The 15,337-nt window shown below is 59.6% G+C and carries 16 protein-coding genes; 13 read left to right on the top strand and 3 right to left on the bottom strand.

Annotated features, from left to right (window positions below; all coding sequences use genetic code 11):
- Positions 1 to 22: 22 nt before the first annotated feature.
- The 3 genes from fabB to GOV79_RS14670 are packed head-to-tail and all read left to right on the top strand — an operon-like array spanning position 23 to position 2,300.
- Complete coding sequence (gene fabB / locus GOV79_RS14680; protein ID WP_170354844.1) at positions 23 to 1,252, top strand: beta-ketoacyl-ACP synthase I; 1,230 nt, start codon at positions 23 to 25, stop codon at positions 1,250 to 1,252.
- A 5-nt stretch (positions 1,253 to 1,257) separates the two neighbouring features.
- Complete coding sequence (locus GOV79_RS14675; RefSeq protein ID WP_170769901.1) at positions 1,258 to 2,049, top strand: enoyl-ACP reductase FabI; 792 nt, start codon at positions 1,258 to 1,260, stop codon at positions 2,047 to 2,049.
- A 59-nt stretch (positions 2,050 to 2,108) separates the two neighbouring features.
- Positions 2,109 to 2,300, top strand: coding sequence for a hypothetical protein (locus GOV79_RS14670; RefSeq protein ID WP_170769900.1), 192 nt, complete (start codon positions 2,109 to 2,111; stop codon positions 2,298 to 2,300).
- Between the two features lie 17 nt (positions 2,301 to 2,317).
- Here the strand turns inward: GOV79_RS14670 and GOV79_RS14665 are convergent, their stop codons facing one another.
- Positions 2,318 to 2,746 carry an FKBP-type peptidyl-prolyl cis-trans isomerase gene (locus GOV79_RS14665; RefSeq protein WP_170769899.1) on the bottom strand — a complete coding sequence of 143 codons (429 nt, stop codon included), beginning with the start codon at positions 2,744 to 2,746 and terminating at the stop codon, positions 2,318 to 2,320.
- A gap of 108 nt (positions 2,747 to 2,854) precedes the next feature.
- Between GOV79_RS14665 and GOV79_RS14660 the strand changes: the two genes are divergently transcribed.
- The 9 genes from GOV79_RS14660 to GOV79_RS14620 all read left to right on the top strand — a co-directional run bounded on the left by GOV79_RS14660 (position 2,855) and on the right by GOV79_RS14620 (position 11,007).
- Positions 2,855 to 3,544 (top strand): haloacid dehalogenase type II, encoded by a 690-nt coding sequence (locus tag GOV79_RS14660; RefSeq protein ID WP_170790343.1) that lies wholly within the window; start codon positions 2,855 to 2,857, stop codon positions 3,542 to 3,544.
- The gene (locus GOV79_RS14655) at positions 3,541 to 4,368 is read left to right on the top strand and encodes an alpha/beta fold hydrolase (protein WP_170790342.1); all 828 of its coding nucleotides are present in this window, start codon (positions 3,541 to 3,543) and stop codon (positions 4,366 to 4,368) included. The genes GOV79_RS14660 and GOV79_RS14655 overlap by 4 nt, the downstream gene beginning before the upstream one ends.
- Complete coding sequence (locus tag GOV79_RS14650; protein ID WP_170790341.1) at positions 4,365 to 5,339, top strand: threonine ammonia-lyase; 975 nt, start codon at positions 4,365 to 4,367, stop codon at positions 5,337 to 5,339. The genes GOV79_RS14655 and GOV79_RS14650 overlap by 4 nt, the downstream gene beginning before the upstream one ends.
- A gap of 59 nt (positions 5,340 to 5,398) precedes the next feature.
- On the top strand, positions 5,399 to 6,187 hold the full coding sequence (pcaD, locus tag GOV79_RS14645) for a 3-oxoadipate enol-lactonase (RefSeq protein ID WP_170790340.1): 789 nt from the start codon (positions 5,399 to 5,401) through the stop codon (positions 6,185 to 6,187).
- Between the two features lie 11 nt (positions 6,188 to 6,198).
- Complete coding sequence (locus tag GOV79_RS14640; protein WP_170790339.1) at positions 6,199 to 6,933, top strand: alpha/beta fold hydrolase; 735 nt, start codon at positions 6,199 to 6,201, stop codon at positions 6,931 to 6,933.
- A 61-nt stretch (positions 6,934 to 6,994) separates the two neighbouring features.
- Positions 6,995 to 8,194, top strand: a complete 1,200-nt coding sequence (locus GOV79_RS14635) for a TCR/Tet family MFS transporter (protein WP_170790338.1) — start codon at positions 6,995 to 6,997, stop codon at positions 8,192 to 8,194.
- An 82-nt stretch (positions 8,195 to 8,276) separates the two neighbouring features.
- The gene (locus GOV79_RS14630; RefSeq protein ID WP_170790337.1) at positions 8,277 to 9,371 is read left to right on the top strand and encodes a Zn-dependent alcohol dehydrogenase; all 1,095 of its coding nucleotides are present in this window, start codon (positions 8,277 to 8,279) and stop codon (positions 9,369 to 9,371) included.
- Positions 9,372 to 9,377: 6 nt separating this feature from the next.
- A complete protein-coding gene (locus GOV79_RS14625; protein ID WP_170790336.1) occupies positions 9,378 to 10,610 on the top strand; it encodes a mandelate racemase/muconate lactonizing enzyme family protein in 1,233 nt (410 codons plus the stop codon).
- A gap of 109 nt (positions 10,611 to 10,719) precedes the next feature.
- Positions 10,720 to 11,007 (top strand): ArsR/SmtB family transcription factor, encoded by a 288-nt coding sequence (locus GOV79_RS14620; RefSeq protein WP_170770588.1) that lies wholly within the window; start codon positions 10,720 to 10,722, stop codon positions 11,005 to 11,007.
- Here the strand turns inward: GOV79_RS14620 and GOV79_RS14615 are convergent.
- The gene (locus GOV79_RS14615) at positions 11,004 to 14,000 is read right to left on the bottom strand and encodes a cyclic nucleotide-binding domain-containing protein (RefSeq protein ID WP_170790499.1); all 2,997 of its coding nucleotides are present in this window, start codon (positions 13,998 to 14,000) and stop codon (positions 11,004 to 11,006) included. The two genes, GOV79_RS14620 and GOV79_RS14615, sit on opposite strands and share 4 nt — an antisense overlap.
- Positions 14,001 to 14,244: 244 nt before the next feature.
- Between GOV79_RS14615 and GOV79_RS14610 the strand changes: the two genes are divergently transcribed.
- The gene (locus tag GOV79_RS14610) at positions 14,245 to 14,604 is read left to right on the top strand and encodes a DUF3307 domain-containing protein (protein WP_170783009.1); all 360 of its coding nucleotides are present in this window, start codon (positions 14,245 to 14,247) and stop codon (positions 14,602 to 14,604) included.
- Here GOV79_RS14610 and GOV79_RS14605 read toward each other — a convergent pair.
- The gene (locus GOV79_RS14605) at positions 14,601 to 15,332 is read right to left on the bottom strand and encodes a hypothetical protein (RefSeq protein ID WP_170790335.1); all 732 of its coding nucleotides are present in this window, start codon (positions 15,330 to 15,332) and stop codon (positions 14,601 to 14,603) included. The genes GOV79_RS14610 and GOV79_RS14605 overlap by 4 nt on opposite strands.
- Positions 15,333 to 15,337: the final 5 nt, after the last annotated feature.

Here is a 15,337-nt window from a genome sequence, read left to right as displayed (position 1 = left end):
GCCCGAAATAAGGAGCACGCATATGCGTCGAGTAGTTGTCACCGGTTTGGGGATTGTCTCCTCCATCGGGAACAATGCCCAAGAGGTTCTGGCCTCACTCAAAGCTGGCAAATCCGGCATTGAGGCCAACGACCAGATGGTCGAACACGGTTTCCGCAGCCAGATTGCAGGGTCGCTGAAGATCGACGTGACCGAGTATGTGGACAAGCGCACCTTGCGTTTCATGGGTCCCGGCGCGGCTTATGCCCATATCGCGATGAGCCAGGCGATCGCAGATTCCGGTCTGACCGAAGATCAGGTGGTGAACCCGCGCACAGGTCTGGTGGCCGGCTCGGGTGGCCCCTCGACCAGTGCGATGCTGACTGCGCACCAAACCGTACTGAAGAATGGCGCGACCAAGCGGATCGGGCCGTTTGCAGTGCCGAAATGCATGTGCTCAACGATTTCGGCCAACCTTGCGACCGCGTTCAAGATCAAGGGCATTAACTACTCGATCACCTCGGCTTGCTCGACCTCACTGCATTGCATCGGCAACGCGGCGGAACAGATCATGCTAGGCAAGCAGGACGTGATGTTTGCAGGCGGCGGCGAAGAGCTGGACTGGACGCTGTCCTGCCTGTTTGACGCGATGGGCGCGATGTCTTCGAAATACAATGACACACCGGACAAAGCCTCGCGCGCCTTTGACCAGAATCGCGACGGTTTCGTGATTTCCGGCGGCGGCGGCATTGTCGTGCTGGAGGATCTGGATCACGCGTTGGCACGCGGTGCCAAGATCTATGCCGAAGTGACCGGTTATGCCGCAACCTCGGACGGGCATGACATGGTGGCCCCTTCGGGTGAAGGCGGCGAACGCGCGATGCGTCTGGCCCTGTCCACCCTGCCCGAAGGCCGAAAGGTTGGATACATCAACGCCCACGGCACCTCGACCCCGGTCGGCGATGTGGGCGAGGTTGAAGCCGTACGCCGCATCTTTGGTGAAGGCAACGTGCCGCCGATTTCCTCGACCAAGTCGATGACCGGCCACGCGCAAGGTGCCGCAGGCGCGCTAGAGGCGATCTTCTGCTTGCTGATGCTGGACAATGATTTCATTACACCGTCGATCAATGTCGAAACGCTCGCCGAAGGCATCCAGCCCGGTGAAATTGCAACGCAAGTTGTTGAAAATGCGGGACTCGACTCGGTGATGACCAACAGCTTTGGCTTTGGCGGCACCAACGGATCCATGGTTCTTTCAAAGTATAACGGGTGAATGTGATGTCGGATCTTCTTAAAGGCAAACGCGGCCTGATCATGGGCGTGGCGAACGACCGCTCGATCGCGTGGGGTATCGCCAAAGCCATGCACGAGGCCGGTGCCGAACTGGCATTCACCTATCAGGGCGAGGCTTTCGGCAAACGGCTGGAGCCGCTGGCCCAGAGCCTCGGCAGCGACTTCATGGTCGACGCCGATGTCACCGATGACGACTCGCTGGATCGTGCGTTCGGCGAGTTGGGCGAACGCTGGCCGACCATTGATTTCGTGGTCCATGCGATTGCCTATTCGGACAAGTCGGAACTGACCGGCCGCTTCCTGAACACAACGCGGGCGAATTTCAAACACTCGATGGACGTGTCGGCCTATTCCTTCATCGAGGTCGCGCGCCGCGCTTATCCGCTGATGAAAGACAATGGCGGCACTCTGCTGACGCTGACCTATCAGGGCTCGAACCGCGTGGTTCCGAATTACAACGTGATGGGTGTGGCCAAAGCGGCGCTGGAATCGGCGACGCGCTATCTGGCCAATGATCTGGGTCCCGAAGGTATTCGCGTCAACGCCATCTCGCCCGGTCCGATGAAAACGCTGGCCGGTGCAGCCATCGGTGGCGCACGCAAGACCTACAAGTTCTGCGACCAGAACGCGCCCATGCGCTCGAACGCTACGCTTGAGGCCGTAGGCGGCACCGCTGTTTATCTGGCATCCGAGGCCGGGGCGTGCACCTCGGGCGAGATCATCAAGGTAGATGGTGGCTTCCACGTTCTGGGCATGCCACAGCCTGACTTTATGTGACCCCACTTTTCCCCGCCGGTGCCAAGATTTGACCATCTTTCACCGGCAGGGATACGGGTATGAGTAAAGCTGAACATATTGCGGCAAGCACCGCGCGCACATCCCGATCCCGTCGCAAGTCTGGATTTCTGGGTGCGCGAGGGCGCATAGCCCTGCTGGGCCTGACCACAATGCTGATGCTGTTTGTGTACTTCACCCAGCCGCAGGTCAGAACCGCAGTCGCATCCTGGACCAGCCTGCTGACAGGCTGATCCGCATCGGCGCGGGGTCAGTTGATCGACACCACCTCAATATCAAACACGAGATCCTGACCGGCCAAGGGATGGTTGGCGTCCAGTGTCACCGTCGCCTCATCCGCATCAACCACCGTCACAGGCATGACCTGCCCGTCGGGTGCCTGCATTTGCAGGCGTGAACCGGGCTCCAACGGGATATCGTCGGGGATGCCTTCGCGCGGGATGCTTTGCCGCATCGCCGGGTTGATCGGCCCGTACGCGTCGACACAGGCAATCTCGACCTTCTTCTTTTCACCCACCGTCAGGCCAGACATGGCGCTGTCGAGCCCCGGAATGATCTGCCCCGATCCCACCACGAATTCCAGCGGATCGCGCCCGTCCGAGCTGTCAAAGACATTCCCGTCCAGCAACGTCCCCGTATAGTGAATGCGAACCGTGTCGCCCTGTTTGATAGCGGTCATTCTGGCCTCCGGCCGTTAAATAGTTGAACGGCCAACCCTAGAGTGTGACACGCCATTGTAAACCCGTTCCTCTTTTGCCAACCTGCGCCCCAGGGATGGAGGGATCAGATGCCGATCAAAACATGTATCTTCGACGCCTACGGAACGCTGTTTGACGTAGCCGCCGCCGCACGACAGGCCGCAGCCGAGCCGGGGTTTGAAGCACTGGGGCAGAAATGGCCCGAACTGGCCAATTATTGGCGGCTCAAACAGTTGCAATATACTTGGTTGCGCGCAGTCTCGGACGCACATGCGGATTTCTGGGATGTCACGCAGGACGGGTTAGATTGGGCTTTGGAGGCCACCGGTCTGGATGGCGATGCCAGACTTCGGCAACGGCTGCTCGACCTCTATTGGGAATTGCAGGCCTATCCGGAAGTGCCCCAGATGCTGCAAGCGCTCAAGGCCGGAGGATTGCAGACCGCGATTCTGTCGAACGGCTCGCCGCCGATGTTGGACGGTGCGGTGCAATCTGCGGGGATTGGCGATGTGCTGGACGATGTCCTGTCGGTCGAAAGCGTCGGGGTCTTCAAACCCCATGTACGCGTCTACGATCTGGTGCAGGAACGGTTCGGCGGCGAACGGAACGAGATTTTGTTCGTGAGTTCAAACGGCTGGGACGCCGCAGGTGCCAGTGGCTATGGTTTTACCACCGCATGGGTCAACCGCGCAAAGGAACCAATGGACCGCTTGCCCTGGAGGCCCGCGCATGTATTGTCCGACCTGACGACGATCCCTCAACTTGCTGGGCTGGAATGACATTTTTTACAACAACTGATGGAAAGAACCTGTATTTCGAAGAAAACGGATCAGGTTCGCCCGTCCTTTGCCTTGCAGGGCTGACACGTAATACCCAGGACTTCTCGTTTCTGACACCGCATATGGCAGATCATCGGATGATTGCGATGGACTACCGAGGGCGCGGCCAGTCGGAGTATGACACCGACCACGGCAACTATAACGTTCTGCGCGAAGCCCATGACGCGATCGAATTGCTGGACCACCTTGGGCTTGAGCGGGTTTCGGTGATCGGCACTTCGCGCGGCGGGTTGATAGCCATGGCGCTCGCCGCCAGTCACCCCGAGCGTTTGGCCTCGGTCGTGCTGAACGATATCGGGCCGGTTATCGACACTTCAGGGATTGCCAAAATCATGGGCTATGTCGGTAAAAAGCCGGTTTCCAAAACCTATGATGAAGCAGCTCTTGCCCTGCAGCATATGATGGCCGAACAATTCCCCGGAGTTCCGCTGGAGCGATGGCGGCAAATGGCTGAATTCCAGAATCAGGAAACTGAACAGGGCCTAGCTTTGCGCTATGATCTGGGGTTGCGCACCGCCTTGCTGGAACAGGCCGCCGCCGGGGCGATCCCGGATATGTGGCTGTTTTTTGAGGCTTTGCGCGACATTCCAACCGGCGTCATTCGGGGTGCAAATTCCGATGTGCTGGGCAAGGACACTCTGGCCGAGATGCATAGACGTCATCCCGGCCTGGTCTCAGTCGAAGTCCCTGACCGGGGCCACGCGCCCTTTCTGGACGAACCGCAATCCCTGGAGCTGATCCGCAACGTATTGGACGCCGTATGAGCACATTGCAAATGATTGAAGCGGCCGCAGAACGGTTGCGGGGCAACGTGCGGGAAACACCGATCCTGACCTCCCCGTTTCTGGACGAGATTGCGGGCCGCCGGGTGCTGGTCAAACCCGAATGCCTGCAACATACCGGCAGCTTCAAGTTTCGCGGAGCTTGGTCGGCGATTTCAGCGCTCAGCGAAGCCGAGCGCAGCCGCGGGGTGATCGCTTTTTCCTCGGGCAATCACGCGCAGGGCGTGGCCCACGCCGCCGCCCGTCACGGTATCGCGTCGGTGATCATCATGCCGTCAGACGCGCCCCAGTTGAAAATCAACAACACCCGCGCTCTGGGCGGTGAGGTGGTTCTGTACGACCGCGCTACGGAAAGCCGCGAAGAAATTGGTGAGGCTTTGGCCGTCGAGCGTGGCCTGACCCTGATCCGCCCCTATGACGAACCGCAAGTGATTGCCGGGCAAGGCACCACTGGTCTGGAGATCGCCCGGCAAGCTGCGGATTTGGGCGTGAAACACGCAGATGTGCTGGTGTGCTGCGGTGGCGGCGGGCTGACCTCGGGCATTGCGCTGGCGCTTGAAGAACACGCTCCCGGCCTGCGTCCCCGCCCCTGCGAACCCGAGGGGTTTGACGACGTGAAACGCTCTTTGGCGACAGGGCAAATCCAAAGCAACGCAGCGACCAGCGGCAATATCTGCGACGCCATCCTGACTCCGCAACCGGGGGACATCACCTTCCCCATCCTCAACCGCCTGTGCGGCCCCGGCCTGTCTGTGTCCGAAGATGAAGCCATGCACGCCATGGCGCTGGCCTTCTTGCGCCTCAAGATTGTTCTGGAACCGGGCGGAGCGGTATCGCTGGCCTCGGCCCTGTTTCGGCGCGACGAGATCGAGGGTGATGCGGTGATCGTCGTCGCCTCGGGCGGCAACACAGACCCGGATGTCTTTGTCAAAGCGCTGGAGTTCCTGACCTGACAAACCCTACGCGATTTGGGTATTAGTCGGTTCCAGATGGGATGAACGGGGAAACAGTCATGCAGATCGCTGATCTTGGGGATGTCCAGATTCACTATCGGGTCGACGGAGACCCCGATGGGCCGACCGTGGTGTTCGCGAACTCACTGGGCACCGATATGCGCCTGTGGGACGCCGTGCTGCCCCATCTGCCCGCTGGTCTGCGGATCATTCGGTATGACAAACGCGGGCACGGCCTGTCGTCGTGCCCAACGGGTCCCTATTCGATGGGGGCGCTGGTGCGGGATGCCGAAGCGTTGCTAGATCTTCTGAATGTGCGCGACTGCGTGTTTGTGGGCCTGTCTATCGGCGGGCTGATTGCGCAAGGCTTGGCCGTTAAACGCATGGATCAGGTGCGCGCACTGGTGCTGTCGAACACGGCGGCCAAGATCGGCACGCCCACCATGTGGCAGGACCGGATCGACGCCATCAGCAAGGATGGGATCGAGGCGCTGGCCGACGCCACGATGGAACGCTGGTTCTCGCGCGCGTTTCGCACCACGCCTGATATGCTGCTGTGGCGAAACATGATGGAACGCCAGCCTGCCGAAGGATATATTGGGTGTTGTGCAGCCATTTCGGGCACGGATTTTTACACCCCCACAAGCGGCTTGCGCCTGCCCACGATGGGCATTGCGGGCAGCGAGGATGGCTCGACCCCGCCCGATCTGGTGCGCGAGACCATCGAGTTGATCCCCGGATCGAAGTTCGAGTTGATGCGCAGGGCCGGTCATTTGCCCTGCGTCGAGCAACCCGAAGAATATGCAAATCTGCTGCACCGTTTCCTGACCGATATCGGTCATATTTGAAGGAGGGAAACATGGCGGATATTCTGTTGGTTCACGGCTCCTGCCACGGCGCGTGGTGCTGGCGCGATCTGATCCCGGCGCTTCAGGCTTTGGGGCACACGGCCCGCGCGATCGACATGCCCAGCCATGGCTCGGATCCGACGCCGGTCGCGCAGGTCACATTGGCCGGGTGCCGGGATGCGGTGTTGGCCGCCTCGACCCCCGAAACGATCATCGTCGGACATTCCTGGGGCGGCTACCCGATCAGCGCCGCGGCCGAGGCCGATCCTGCCGCCATGAAGGCGCTGGTCTATCTGTGCGCCTATGTGCCCAAAGATGGCATGTCGATGGTCGAGATGCGCCGCCAATCGCCGCGCCAGACCATCGCTGACGCGGTCGACAAATCCGCGGATGGCCTGTCGTACACCGTAAAGCCCGATTGCGTCCAAGAGCTGTTCTATCACGATTGCCCACCTGCCACCGTGCGAAACGCTCTGGCGCGTCTGTGCCCGCAACCCATCGCGCCGCAGGACACGCCTCTGCCCCTCACCGACAGGTGGGATCAAGTTCCAAAGGCTTATATTCGCGCGACCGACGACCGCACCATTCCCCCAGAATATCAGGCACAAATGAGCCTGTCGGTGCCGCCAGATATGCGCTTTGACATCGACAGTTCGCACTCTCCGTTCTTCTCGCACCCTGACACATTGGCCGGAATTCTGAACGCCATCGCCGAACAAACCTTTCCATCCGGTCGTCCGTGTTGACGCTTTTCGTCCAATCACCGAGGGACCAGCGCCCGCCGGACCACTTGGGTGATTGCTGACGATGCGCCTGCCCTTCCTCTTTGTCCTGCTGACCGTGATGATCGACGCGATGGGCATCGGCCTTGTTCTGCCAATCATGCCAGAGCTCATTGTCGAGGTTCAGGGCGGCACCCTCGCAAGCGCCGCTATCTGGGGCGGCGTGCTCAGCACAACATTCGCGGCCATGCAATTTGTATTCGGCCCGATCCTGGGCAACCTCTCGGACGCGTATGGGCGGCGGGTTGTTTTGCTGGTCTCGCTGTTCGTGATGGCGCTGGACTATGTCGTGATGGCACTGGCAGGCAGCATTTGGCTCTTGCTGATTGGGCGCCTTGTCGGAGGTATCACAGCAGCCACCCATGCCACCGCTGCCGCCTTCATGGCCGATGTCTCGAAACCGAAAGACAAGGCAGCCAATTTCGGCCTGCTGGGCGCGGCTTTTGGCATCGGCTTTGTCCTTGGCCCCGTAATCGGTGGATTGCTCAGCGAATACGGAACCCGCGCGCCCTTTTGGGCTGCCGCTGGGCTTTCAACCCTCGCATTCGCCATCGGTGTCTTTGTCATGCCCGAGACCGTTACCGACAAAACCCGCCGCGCGTTCAGCCTGCGCCGCGCCAATCCGGTCAACTCTTTGCGCGCCATAGCCAGCCTGCCCGGAATTCGCCCGTTGTTGTGGGTTTATTTCCTCTATTCCGTGTCGATCTACGTCTATCCGGCAATCTGGGCTTATTTCACCACCGAGCGCTTTGGCTGGTCGCCGCAGATGATTGGCCTGTCGCTGGGCGTCTACGGCATCGGAATGGCCGCGGTTCAGGGCGGGTTGATCCGACCGGCCATGCGGTATTTTGGTGAGCGCAAGACCATCATCTACGGCATGGGCTTCGAGATCGTCAGCTTTATCATACTGGGATTTCTGACCAACGGCTTCATCGCCCTGATGCTGATCCCGATCACCGCCATTGGTGCAATCGTCACCCCGGCGTTGCAAGCGATGACATCCCGCGCCACGCCGGATTCCCAGCAAGGAGAGTTGCAGGGCGTCCTCACCTCACTGCATGCCTTGTCGATGGTAATATCGCCTTTGGTGATGACCAGCGTCTTTGCGCAGTTTGCGCGCCCGGATGCCGTGCTCTATCTGCCGGGGGCACCGTTTTTTCTGGCCATGCTGTTGATGGTTGTGGGCTTTATCCTTTTCTTCCGGTCACCTAAGGTCATGACCTGACAACGACACTTTTGTGACGGTTTCCACCTTGCATCGCGCGCCCGTCCGCGTCACCGTGACCGGAAAAGGACGAGGGCAAACCATGCAAACCATCAAAGCCGCCGTATGCCGGGCGTTTAACGAACCTCTGGTCATCGAGGACGTGCAACTGGCACCACCGGGAACGGGCGAGGTCGAAGTGACCCTGGATGCGGTGGCGATCTGCCACTCGGACATTTCCTACGCCAGTGGCGCGTGGGGCGGGTTCCTGCCTGCGGTCTATGGGCATGAGGCTGCGGGTGTGATCTCCGCCGTGGGCGCTGCAACCGACGGGTTTCAGGTCGGGGATCCAGTCGTTGTCACGCTGATCCGCGCCTGCGGGTCCTGTCCGTCCTGTGCGGGTGGGCAACCGACCATTTGCGAAACGCCCTACGACACAGTGAAAGGCCCACTGCGGACCTCGGACGGCGATCCGCTGGAACAGGCCATGGCCTGCGGTGCCTTTGCCGAAAAGGTCGTCGTCAGCCATAGGCAGATCGTGAAAATCCCCGAAACCATGCCCAAGGACGTTGCCAGCCTGCTGTCCTGCGGTGTGATCACCGGTGTAGGTGCTGCCGTCAACGCCGCTGGTTTGCGGGCCGGTCAGGACGTTGTCGTGATCGGCGCGGGTGGGGTGGGCCTGAACGCAATTCAAGGCGCTCGTATAGCCGGGGCCCGCCGTATCGTGGCTGTCGACATGACCGAAGAGAAGCTTGAGATCGCGAAAGAATTCGGTGCGACCCATGGCGTTCTGGCAACGGCCAAAGCCCCTTGGAAGGAATCCTACAAGGCTTTGGGCGGGCGCGGCGCGGATGCGGTACTGATTACCGTCGGCACCATCCCGGCCTATGATCAAGCCCCGCGCTATCTGGGACGCGGCGGCAAGGCGATCATGATCGGGATGCCGCATTCCGGGGATATGTCGACCTATGAACCGGTTATGCTGGCCGCTTTGGGCCAAGGCGTGATCGGGTCGAAAATGGGCGATGTGGTCATTCAGCGGGATATCCCATGGATGATCGACCTCTATGAACAAGGGCGGCTGAAACTGGATGAGCTGATCTCGGGCCGCTGGTCACTGGATCAAATCAACGAGGCCATTGCCGACACCAAGACCGGATCGGCCAAACGCAACGTGATCCTATTTGACCGAGGCTAGCCGCGCATGAAACTGCAAGATCTCGACATCATCGTCACCGCCCCGCCTGCGCCGGGCTGGGGCGGGCGTTATTGGATACTGGTGAAGCTCACGACCGATACCGGGATTACCGGCTGGGGGGAATGCTATGCATCCTCCGTCGGGCCCAAGGCGATGCGCCACGTCATCCGCGACGTGTTCGAGCGGCATATGCTGGGCGAGAACCCCGAGAACATCGAACTCATGTTCCGCCGCGCCTATTCCAGCGGCTTCACGCAGCGCCCCGACCTGACGGTGATGGGCGCGTTTTCGGGGCTCGAGATCGCTTGCTGGGACATTCTGGGCAAAGACCGCGACCGCCCGGTCTATGCCTTGTTGGGTGGGCTGATGAATGACCGCATTCGCGCCTATACGTACCTCTATCCCCTACCCCAGCATAACCTGACCGACTTCTGGACTTCGCCCGAACAGGCCGGGGAATGCGCGGCCGAGATGGTGCGGCGCGGCTTTACAGCCGTCAAATTCGACCCCGCCGGGCCTTACACGATCCGGGGCGGGCACATGCCCGCGATGTCCGATATCTCAATGTCCGTGGCCTTCTGCAAAGCGATCCGCGAGGCGGTTGGCGACAAAGCCGACCTGTTGTTCGGAACCCACGGCCAGTTCAACACCGCAGGCGCGATCCGTCTGGGACAAGCGCTGGAACCATATTCTCCGCTATGGTTCGAAGAACCGACACCGCCCGACATGATCGAGGACATGGCCCGCGTCGCCCGAAATGTCCGCATCCCGGTGGCAACCGGTGAACGAATGACGACCAAGGCCGAATTCGGCGCGGTCCTGCGCGCGGGTGCGGCTGAGATCCTGCAGCCCGCATTGGGACGTGCTGGCGGGATATGGGAGATGAAAAAGGTCGCCGCCATGGCCGAGGTTTTCAACGCCCAGATGGCACCGCATCTTTATGCCGGGCCGATCGAGTGGGCCGCGAATATCCATCTGGCGGCCTCAATCCCGAACCTACTTCTGCTTGAGACGATCGAAACCCCGTTCCATGACGCGCTGATCAAGGGCAGCCTTCGGGTTGAGGACGGGTTTGTCACCGCGCCCACCGCGCCGGGGTTGGGAATTGAAGTAGACGAGGAATTGGCCCGCGCGCATCCCTTTGACGGAACGGGTCTGCATTTACAGATGCAGGAAGAACCTTGCGACTATGTCAACGGAAATGCGTTTCAGGGCGGCGCGCCTGCAACCGAGGGGTGACAAACCGCAGGGTTTTGCGGCATATTGCATGAACCCCCTAGTTTCAGACAGGCCACCCATGACACTCATGGAAAACGACACGCAAACGGCAGATGGTGCCGTAACAGATATGAAGGAAAGCGCCGCGCAGGCGGCGGCTTTTCTCAAAGCTCTGGCCCATGAAGGCCGACTGATGATCCTATGCCATTTGGGAACGGGCGAAAAATCGGTGGGTGAGTTGGAAAGGCTGCTGGAAATCCGTCAGGCCGCCGTCAGCCAGATGCTGGCGCGTTTGCGGGCCGAGGGGCTGGTTTCAACCCGTCGCGATGGCAAGACGATCTATTACTCGTTGAAAGACGGCAATACCGAGCAGGTGATCGGCCTGCTTTACGATCTGTTCTGCAAGCCGCAGGATTAGTTCGACACGTAGCCCGCAATCACCTGCATCAGCTTAAACGCCGTCGCGGCGTCATTTTCCACAACGGCCAGGAATTCCTCTTCGCCCACGCGCAGACAGGACAGCTCTGTCTCGGCGATCATGCTCAGCGCGCGCGGTTCTTTGCGGATCAGTCCCAGTTCGCCCACCAACGCCCCTGCGCCTACAGTGGTGATCAACTGATCCGGTCCGTCGGGCTGCGGCAAGTACAGCCCAGCCTCCCCTTCCAGAACTACATAGGCCCCGTCGGTAGGCTGGTCATCTTTGAGGAAAACAATCTCGCCCGGTTTGGCGTCGAACCAGCGGGCACCAAATGCCAGCAGGCGAAGTTGGCGACGGTCGAGGCCAGAAAACAGCGGCGTCTGCTCCAACGCGCGCAGTTTGCGCGCGAGGTCGGCCGATGCAGCACTGTCTTCTTCCACGTCCGTAGGTCCTTCGTCTGAAACCACACGACCTTGCCGTATTTCGACAAACATGTCGAATACGCCGGGGTTGTCGAACTGGTCGTTCAGATAGATGACAGTCGTCTCGGGTAGCAGCGATCGCAGGTTCTTATAGACCGCAACCTGCGTGGACATGTCATAGCTGGCGAGCGCACTATCGAGGATCAGGATATCGGGTTTCTTGATCGTCGCACGGGTAAAGGAAAGCGGTTCGGCAAAAACCGCAGGCAGGTTCTGCCCGCCCAACGCCACTGGCACGTCATATATCAACTCGACCACTAAAGGCCGTGCGCCGTTCTGATCCAGCACATCCACGATCAGCTTGCGCACCTCGTCCGAGCGCGCGCCACCGATCTGGCTGACTTTTCCGAACAGCGCATTCTCCATCACCGTCAAACCCGGTGCAAAAGCATCTGCGTTCAGTGGCACAAACACATCGTGCAGCGTTTCCAGCAGCTTTTGCGAGTGACTGTGGCGCAGTTCCAGAATCCGATCCTTCAGCTCATCGGTGAACGCAGGCCCGATCTGCTCGGCCGAGATTACAACAGGCACGGCCAGAAGCGTGGCAAGCTGTTCATCATCCAGACCTGATACGCCTTCGTCCCGCGTGCGTTCCAAAAGTTCGATGGCCTTTTCATAGGTCTGCGCCTCAAGCCCAAGCTTTCGGAACAAAGGGTGATCGGTTCCGTCCAGACCGAAAATCTGGCGCAGCATTTCGATTACGTCGCGGGTCAGATGCACCAGCGTTTCATCCAGCCCCAATTCCCGGAGCTGGCCAAGGAAAACGGTCTGCTGTGCCAACAGGGCCTGCGTCACCGGAACGCGCGGGGTGGCAAACAGCAGGTTCTCGGCCACCGGCAGGGCCGCGTTGTAGCAGCAGCGATCAAAGACCAGCGCCTGTTGCTCCAGCCCGGCATCACGCACGGCCTGCTGCACCACCGGGCGCAGCTCAATCAGTTTTCCCGCCAGATTTTGGTGCGTGTCCGGATCAAACGCCTGTTCCGCCCCGCGCTGGAACAACGCCCCACCCGAGCCCATCCCGTCAATCAGGTGCAACCACCAGTCGCGTAGCGCCTCGGGGCTGTCCAGATCCGCACGCGACGGGTCCAGCCATTGGGCCTGCAACGGGTCATCGCTGTTGCCCGCCCGTCGAGTTTCGGCAAATCCGGGATCGTCTGTGGACGCGCTTAGCGGTTTGAACCGGATCGGCATCATTACGTTGTCGCCCAGCGTGCCCTGAAACATCACCGGGCGAGACGAAGCATAGCCGATACGCGCCGCGACGACCCCCTGATGCAGGCTCGCAATATCCTGTGTCCCTATCGACACTCGCCCGGCACTGGGCAGCATCTCGCGCGTCAGCAGCTCGGCAATGGCGCGGCGATCTTCCTCGCTGGGTGCCGCGATCCCGATAGTCTTACCCGCCGGAAAGCTGAGGTTCAGATCATCCAGCACCTGATTGCCGTCCATATCCCGGACCGAGACATGATCCAGCACGATATCGCCCCGCAGACGCGGTTGTTTTTCGGGCTCACCCTCAAACAGCTTTTCGTCCAGCATGCCCGGTGGGGCAAATCGCTCGACGACCACCTCCCATCTCAGCGACATGTCCTGAGTCTGGTTGTAGTAGGTCAGCAATTCCTTCCAGGGCGAGCTGAGGTCCTTATACGCCGCCAGCGCCGCCACCAGCGCCCCCAGCGAGACCGAACCCTGAAGTACCAGCAAACCACCGACCAGATAGAACATGAACGGGGTCAGTTGCGAGATGAAGTTGTTGATGAACTTCATAAAGAACTTTTTCTGGTAGATCTCGAACCGGATACCGAACAGACGCCCCAACTGATCCGAGACCATCGCCCGCCGATACCGCCATCCGCCATTGGTGCGCAGGGTGGAGGCACCAGCCGCGTTTTCACCGATCTGGGCGGCCAGAACGCGGACTTCCTGAATACGCTTCTTGTTCAGCAGGTTGATCTGGCGTTGAAGCTTGGGGATCAGCCACGCCTGCACCGGGATCAACGCAACAGCGGCCAGGCCGAACCAGACGCTTTGCAAAAACAGGAAGGACAGGATGGTAATCATCTGTCCTGCCTGCAACACCGGCTGACTGATCGCATCGCCCATCAGCCCGCCCATCGGCTCGCTTTCGGCGGTGATCATCGACACCATCTCACCCTGACTGACCCGTTCAAAATAGGGTTGAGGGAACCGAAGGGCACGGCTGATTAACTGATAACGAAAGCGGCGCAGCATCCGCTCGCTCAGCACACCTTTCATCGTGTTGATCCGCATTTTCATCAGGCCATGAGCCAAAACTGCGGCAAGGAAAGCAAAACACAGGATGATCAGAAATGTGGTTTGCGGCAGTTGGTAGCCAAGCACATTCACCACCGAGCTTCCGGCCCCGATGGCGTCATTGATGATCCGCTTAGGCAACTCCAGCGTGAGATACAGCAAGGGAAACAGCGTCGAAGTCACAGCCAGCAGGATTAACTGGTCGCGCTTCGAATATTTCCAAATAAAGCGGAAGATCGTGCGTTCTATGGAACCTGCCCCTGCTACGGTTCATGGACCCGGCCTGAACAGCATCGCCGCACAACCGTTGCTTTGAATTTACCGCAATCGAGACCAGCGACGCAAACAGTTTCCAATTTGATCAGATTTTTGCCGAATGTGAACAAGTTCATTTGCGCAACCACAAGTTAGCGCCTAGACTTTGCATCAGGACGATGTCGGGAGGATTCATTTGCATGCCAGTTTAGGCGCAGTGTTTTTGATGCTCTGCTTATTGCAGATCAAACATATGTTTGCGGACTACTACCTCCAAACGCCAAAAATGCTGGCGGGACGCGGAGAATATTTTCACATGGGACGGGCACAACATGCAGCGGTGCATGTAGTGGGCTCTGTCCTTGTGTTTTTGCTGTTCGGCGCGCCCTGGGCCTTTATTCTGATCATCGCCGCGTTGGAATGGATCGTTCATTTCAACATTGATTTCGCCAAGGCCAGTTATTCCGACAAAAAGCAACTGGTACCGACGCAATCGGCCTTCTGGCGTGCTGCCGGTCTAGACCAATGCCTGCACAATCTGACGTATGTCGCTATGGTCTGGGCTTGGGTAAAATTTGCGGTTTAGGCCACGTCAACAAGGCCGGATCGACTGTAGATCGACAACCACATGTCATCCAGCACATCCAGCTTCTCAACGTCAAAATTGTCTGCATGTTCCCAATACCGACCACTCGGAACATAATATCCCAGATCCCGTTCGCACCGCAAAACGTTGTCCATCCCATCCGTCGATGGCAACTGAGGTGACATCAAAGAGGTCGTGGAAACTGAGGGGTAGACCAACCTGCTGCACCCTTGCGACAGCCGCACGACCCGGCAGCCCTGCGCAGCCCCGAACAAGCCCAGACGCGCGGACTTGGCCTCGAGCGATCTAAGCGTGACATCATCACGCAAGGGATCGGCGGCCCCGCGACCGTAGAAATGCGTCTTGCCTACTTTCGGGTAAATCATGTCGCAGCCAAAGTAGGCTAGAACCGCCGGGCGCAGCGATGCCAAAGCCCAATACCCAGCCGTCAAGGCCATCGTCCCGCCCGCATAGACGAAACCGCCATAAGCATTTTGCAGCGGAACATACTCCGAGGCCTCGACAATGCGCTGACCCGGATCTGACGCGGCAGGTCTGTTATCGACCGGAAAATCCTCGGGGTGAATCAACACATCCCAATCCGGTCGGACACGCCAGGCATTATTGATGGCGACTATATGGGTAAAGGGCGCGCGGGGCCACTGTCGGGCGGCCACTGCGCTTGGGGCGCTGCCCAGTATCAGAACTCGGTTCCTCGGTTCGGTCATTCTGG

Origin of the sequence: Ruegeria lacuscaerulensis (assembly GCF_013034745.1) — a bacterium.
Taxonomy (GTDB): Bacteria; Pseudomonadota; Alphaproteobacteria; order Rhodobacterales; family Rhodobacteraceae; genus Ruegeria; species Ruegeria lacuscaerulensis_B.
This window is presented reverse-complemented; position numbering and strand designations above follow the sequence as displayed.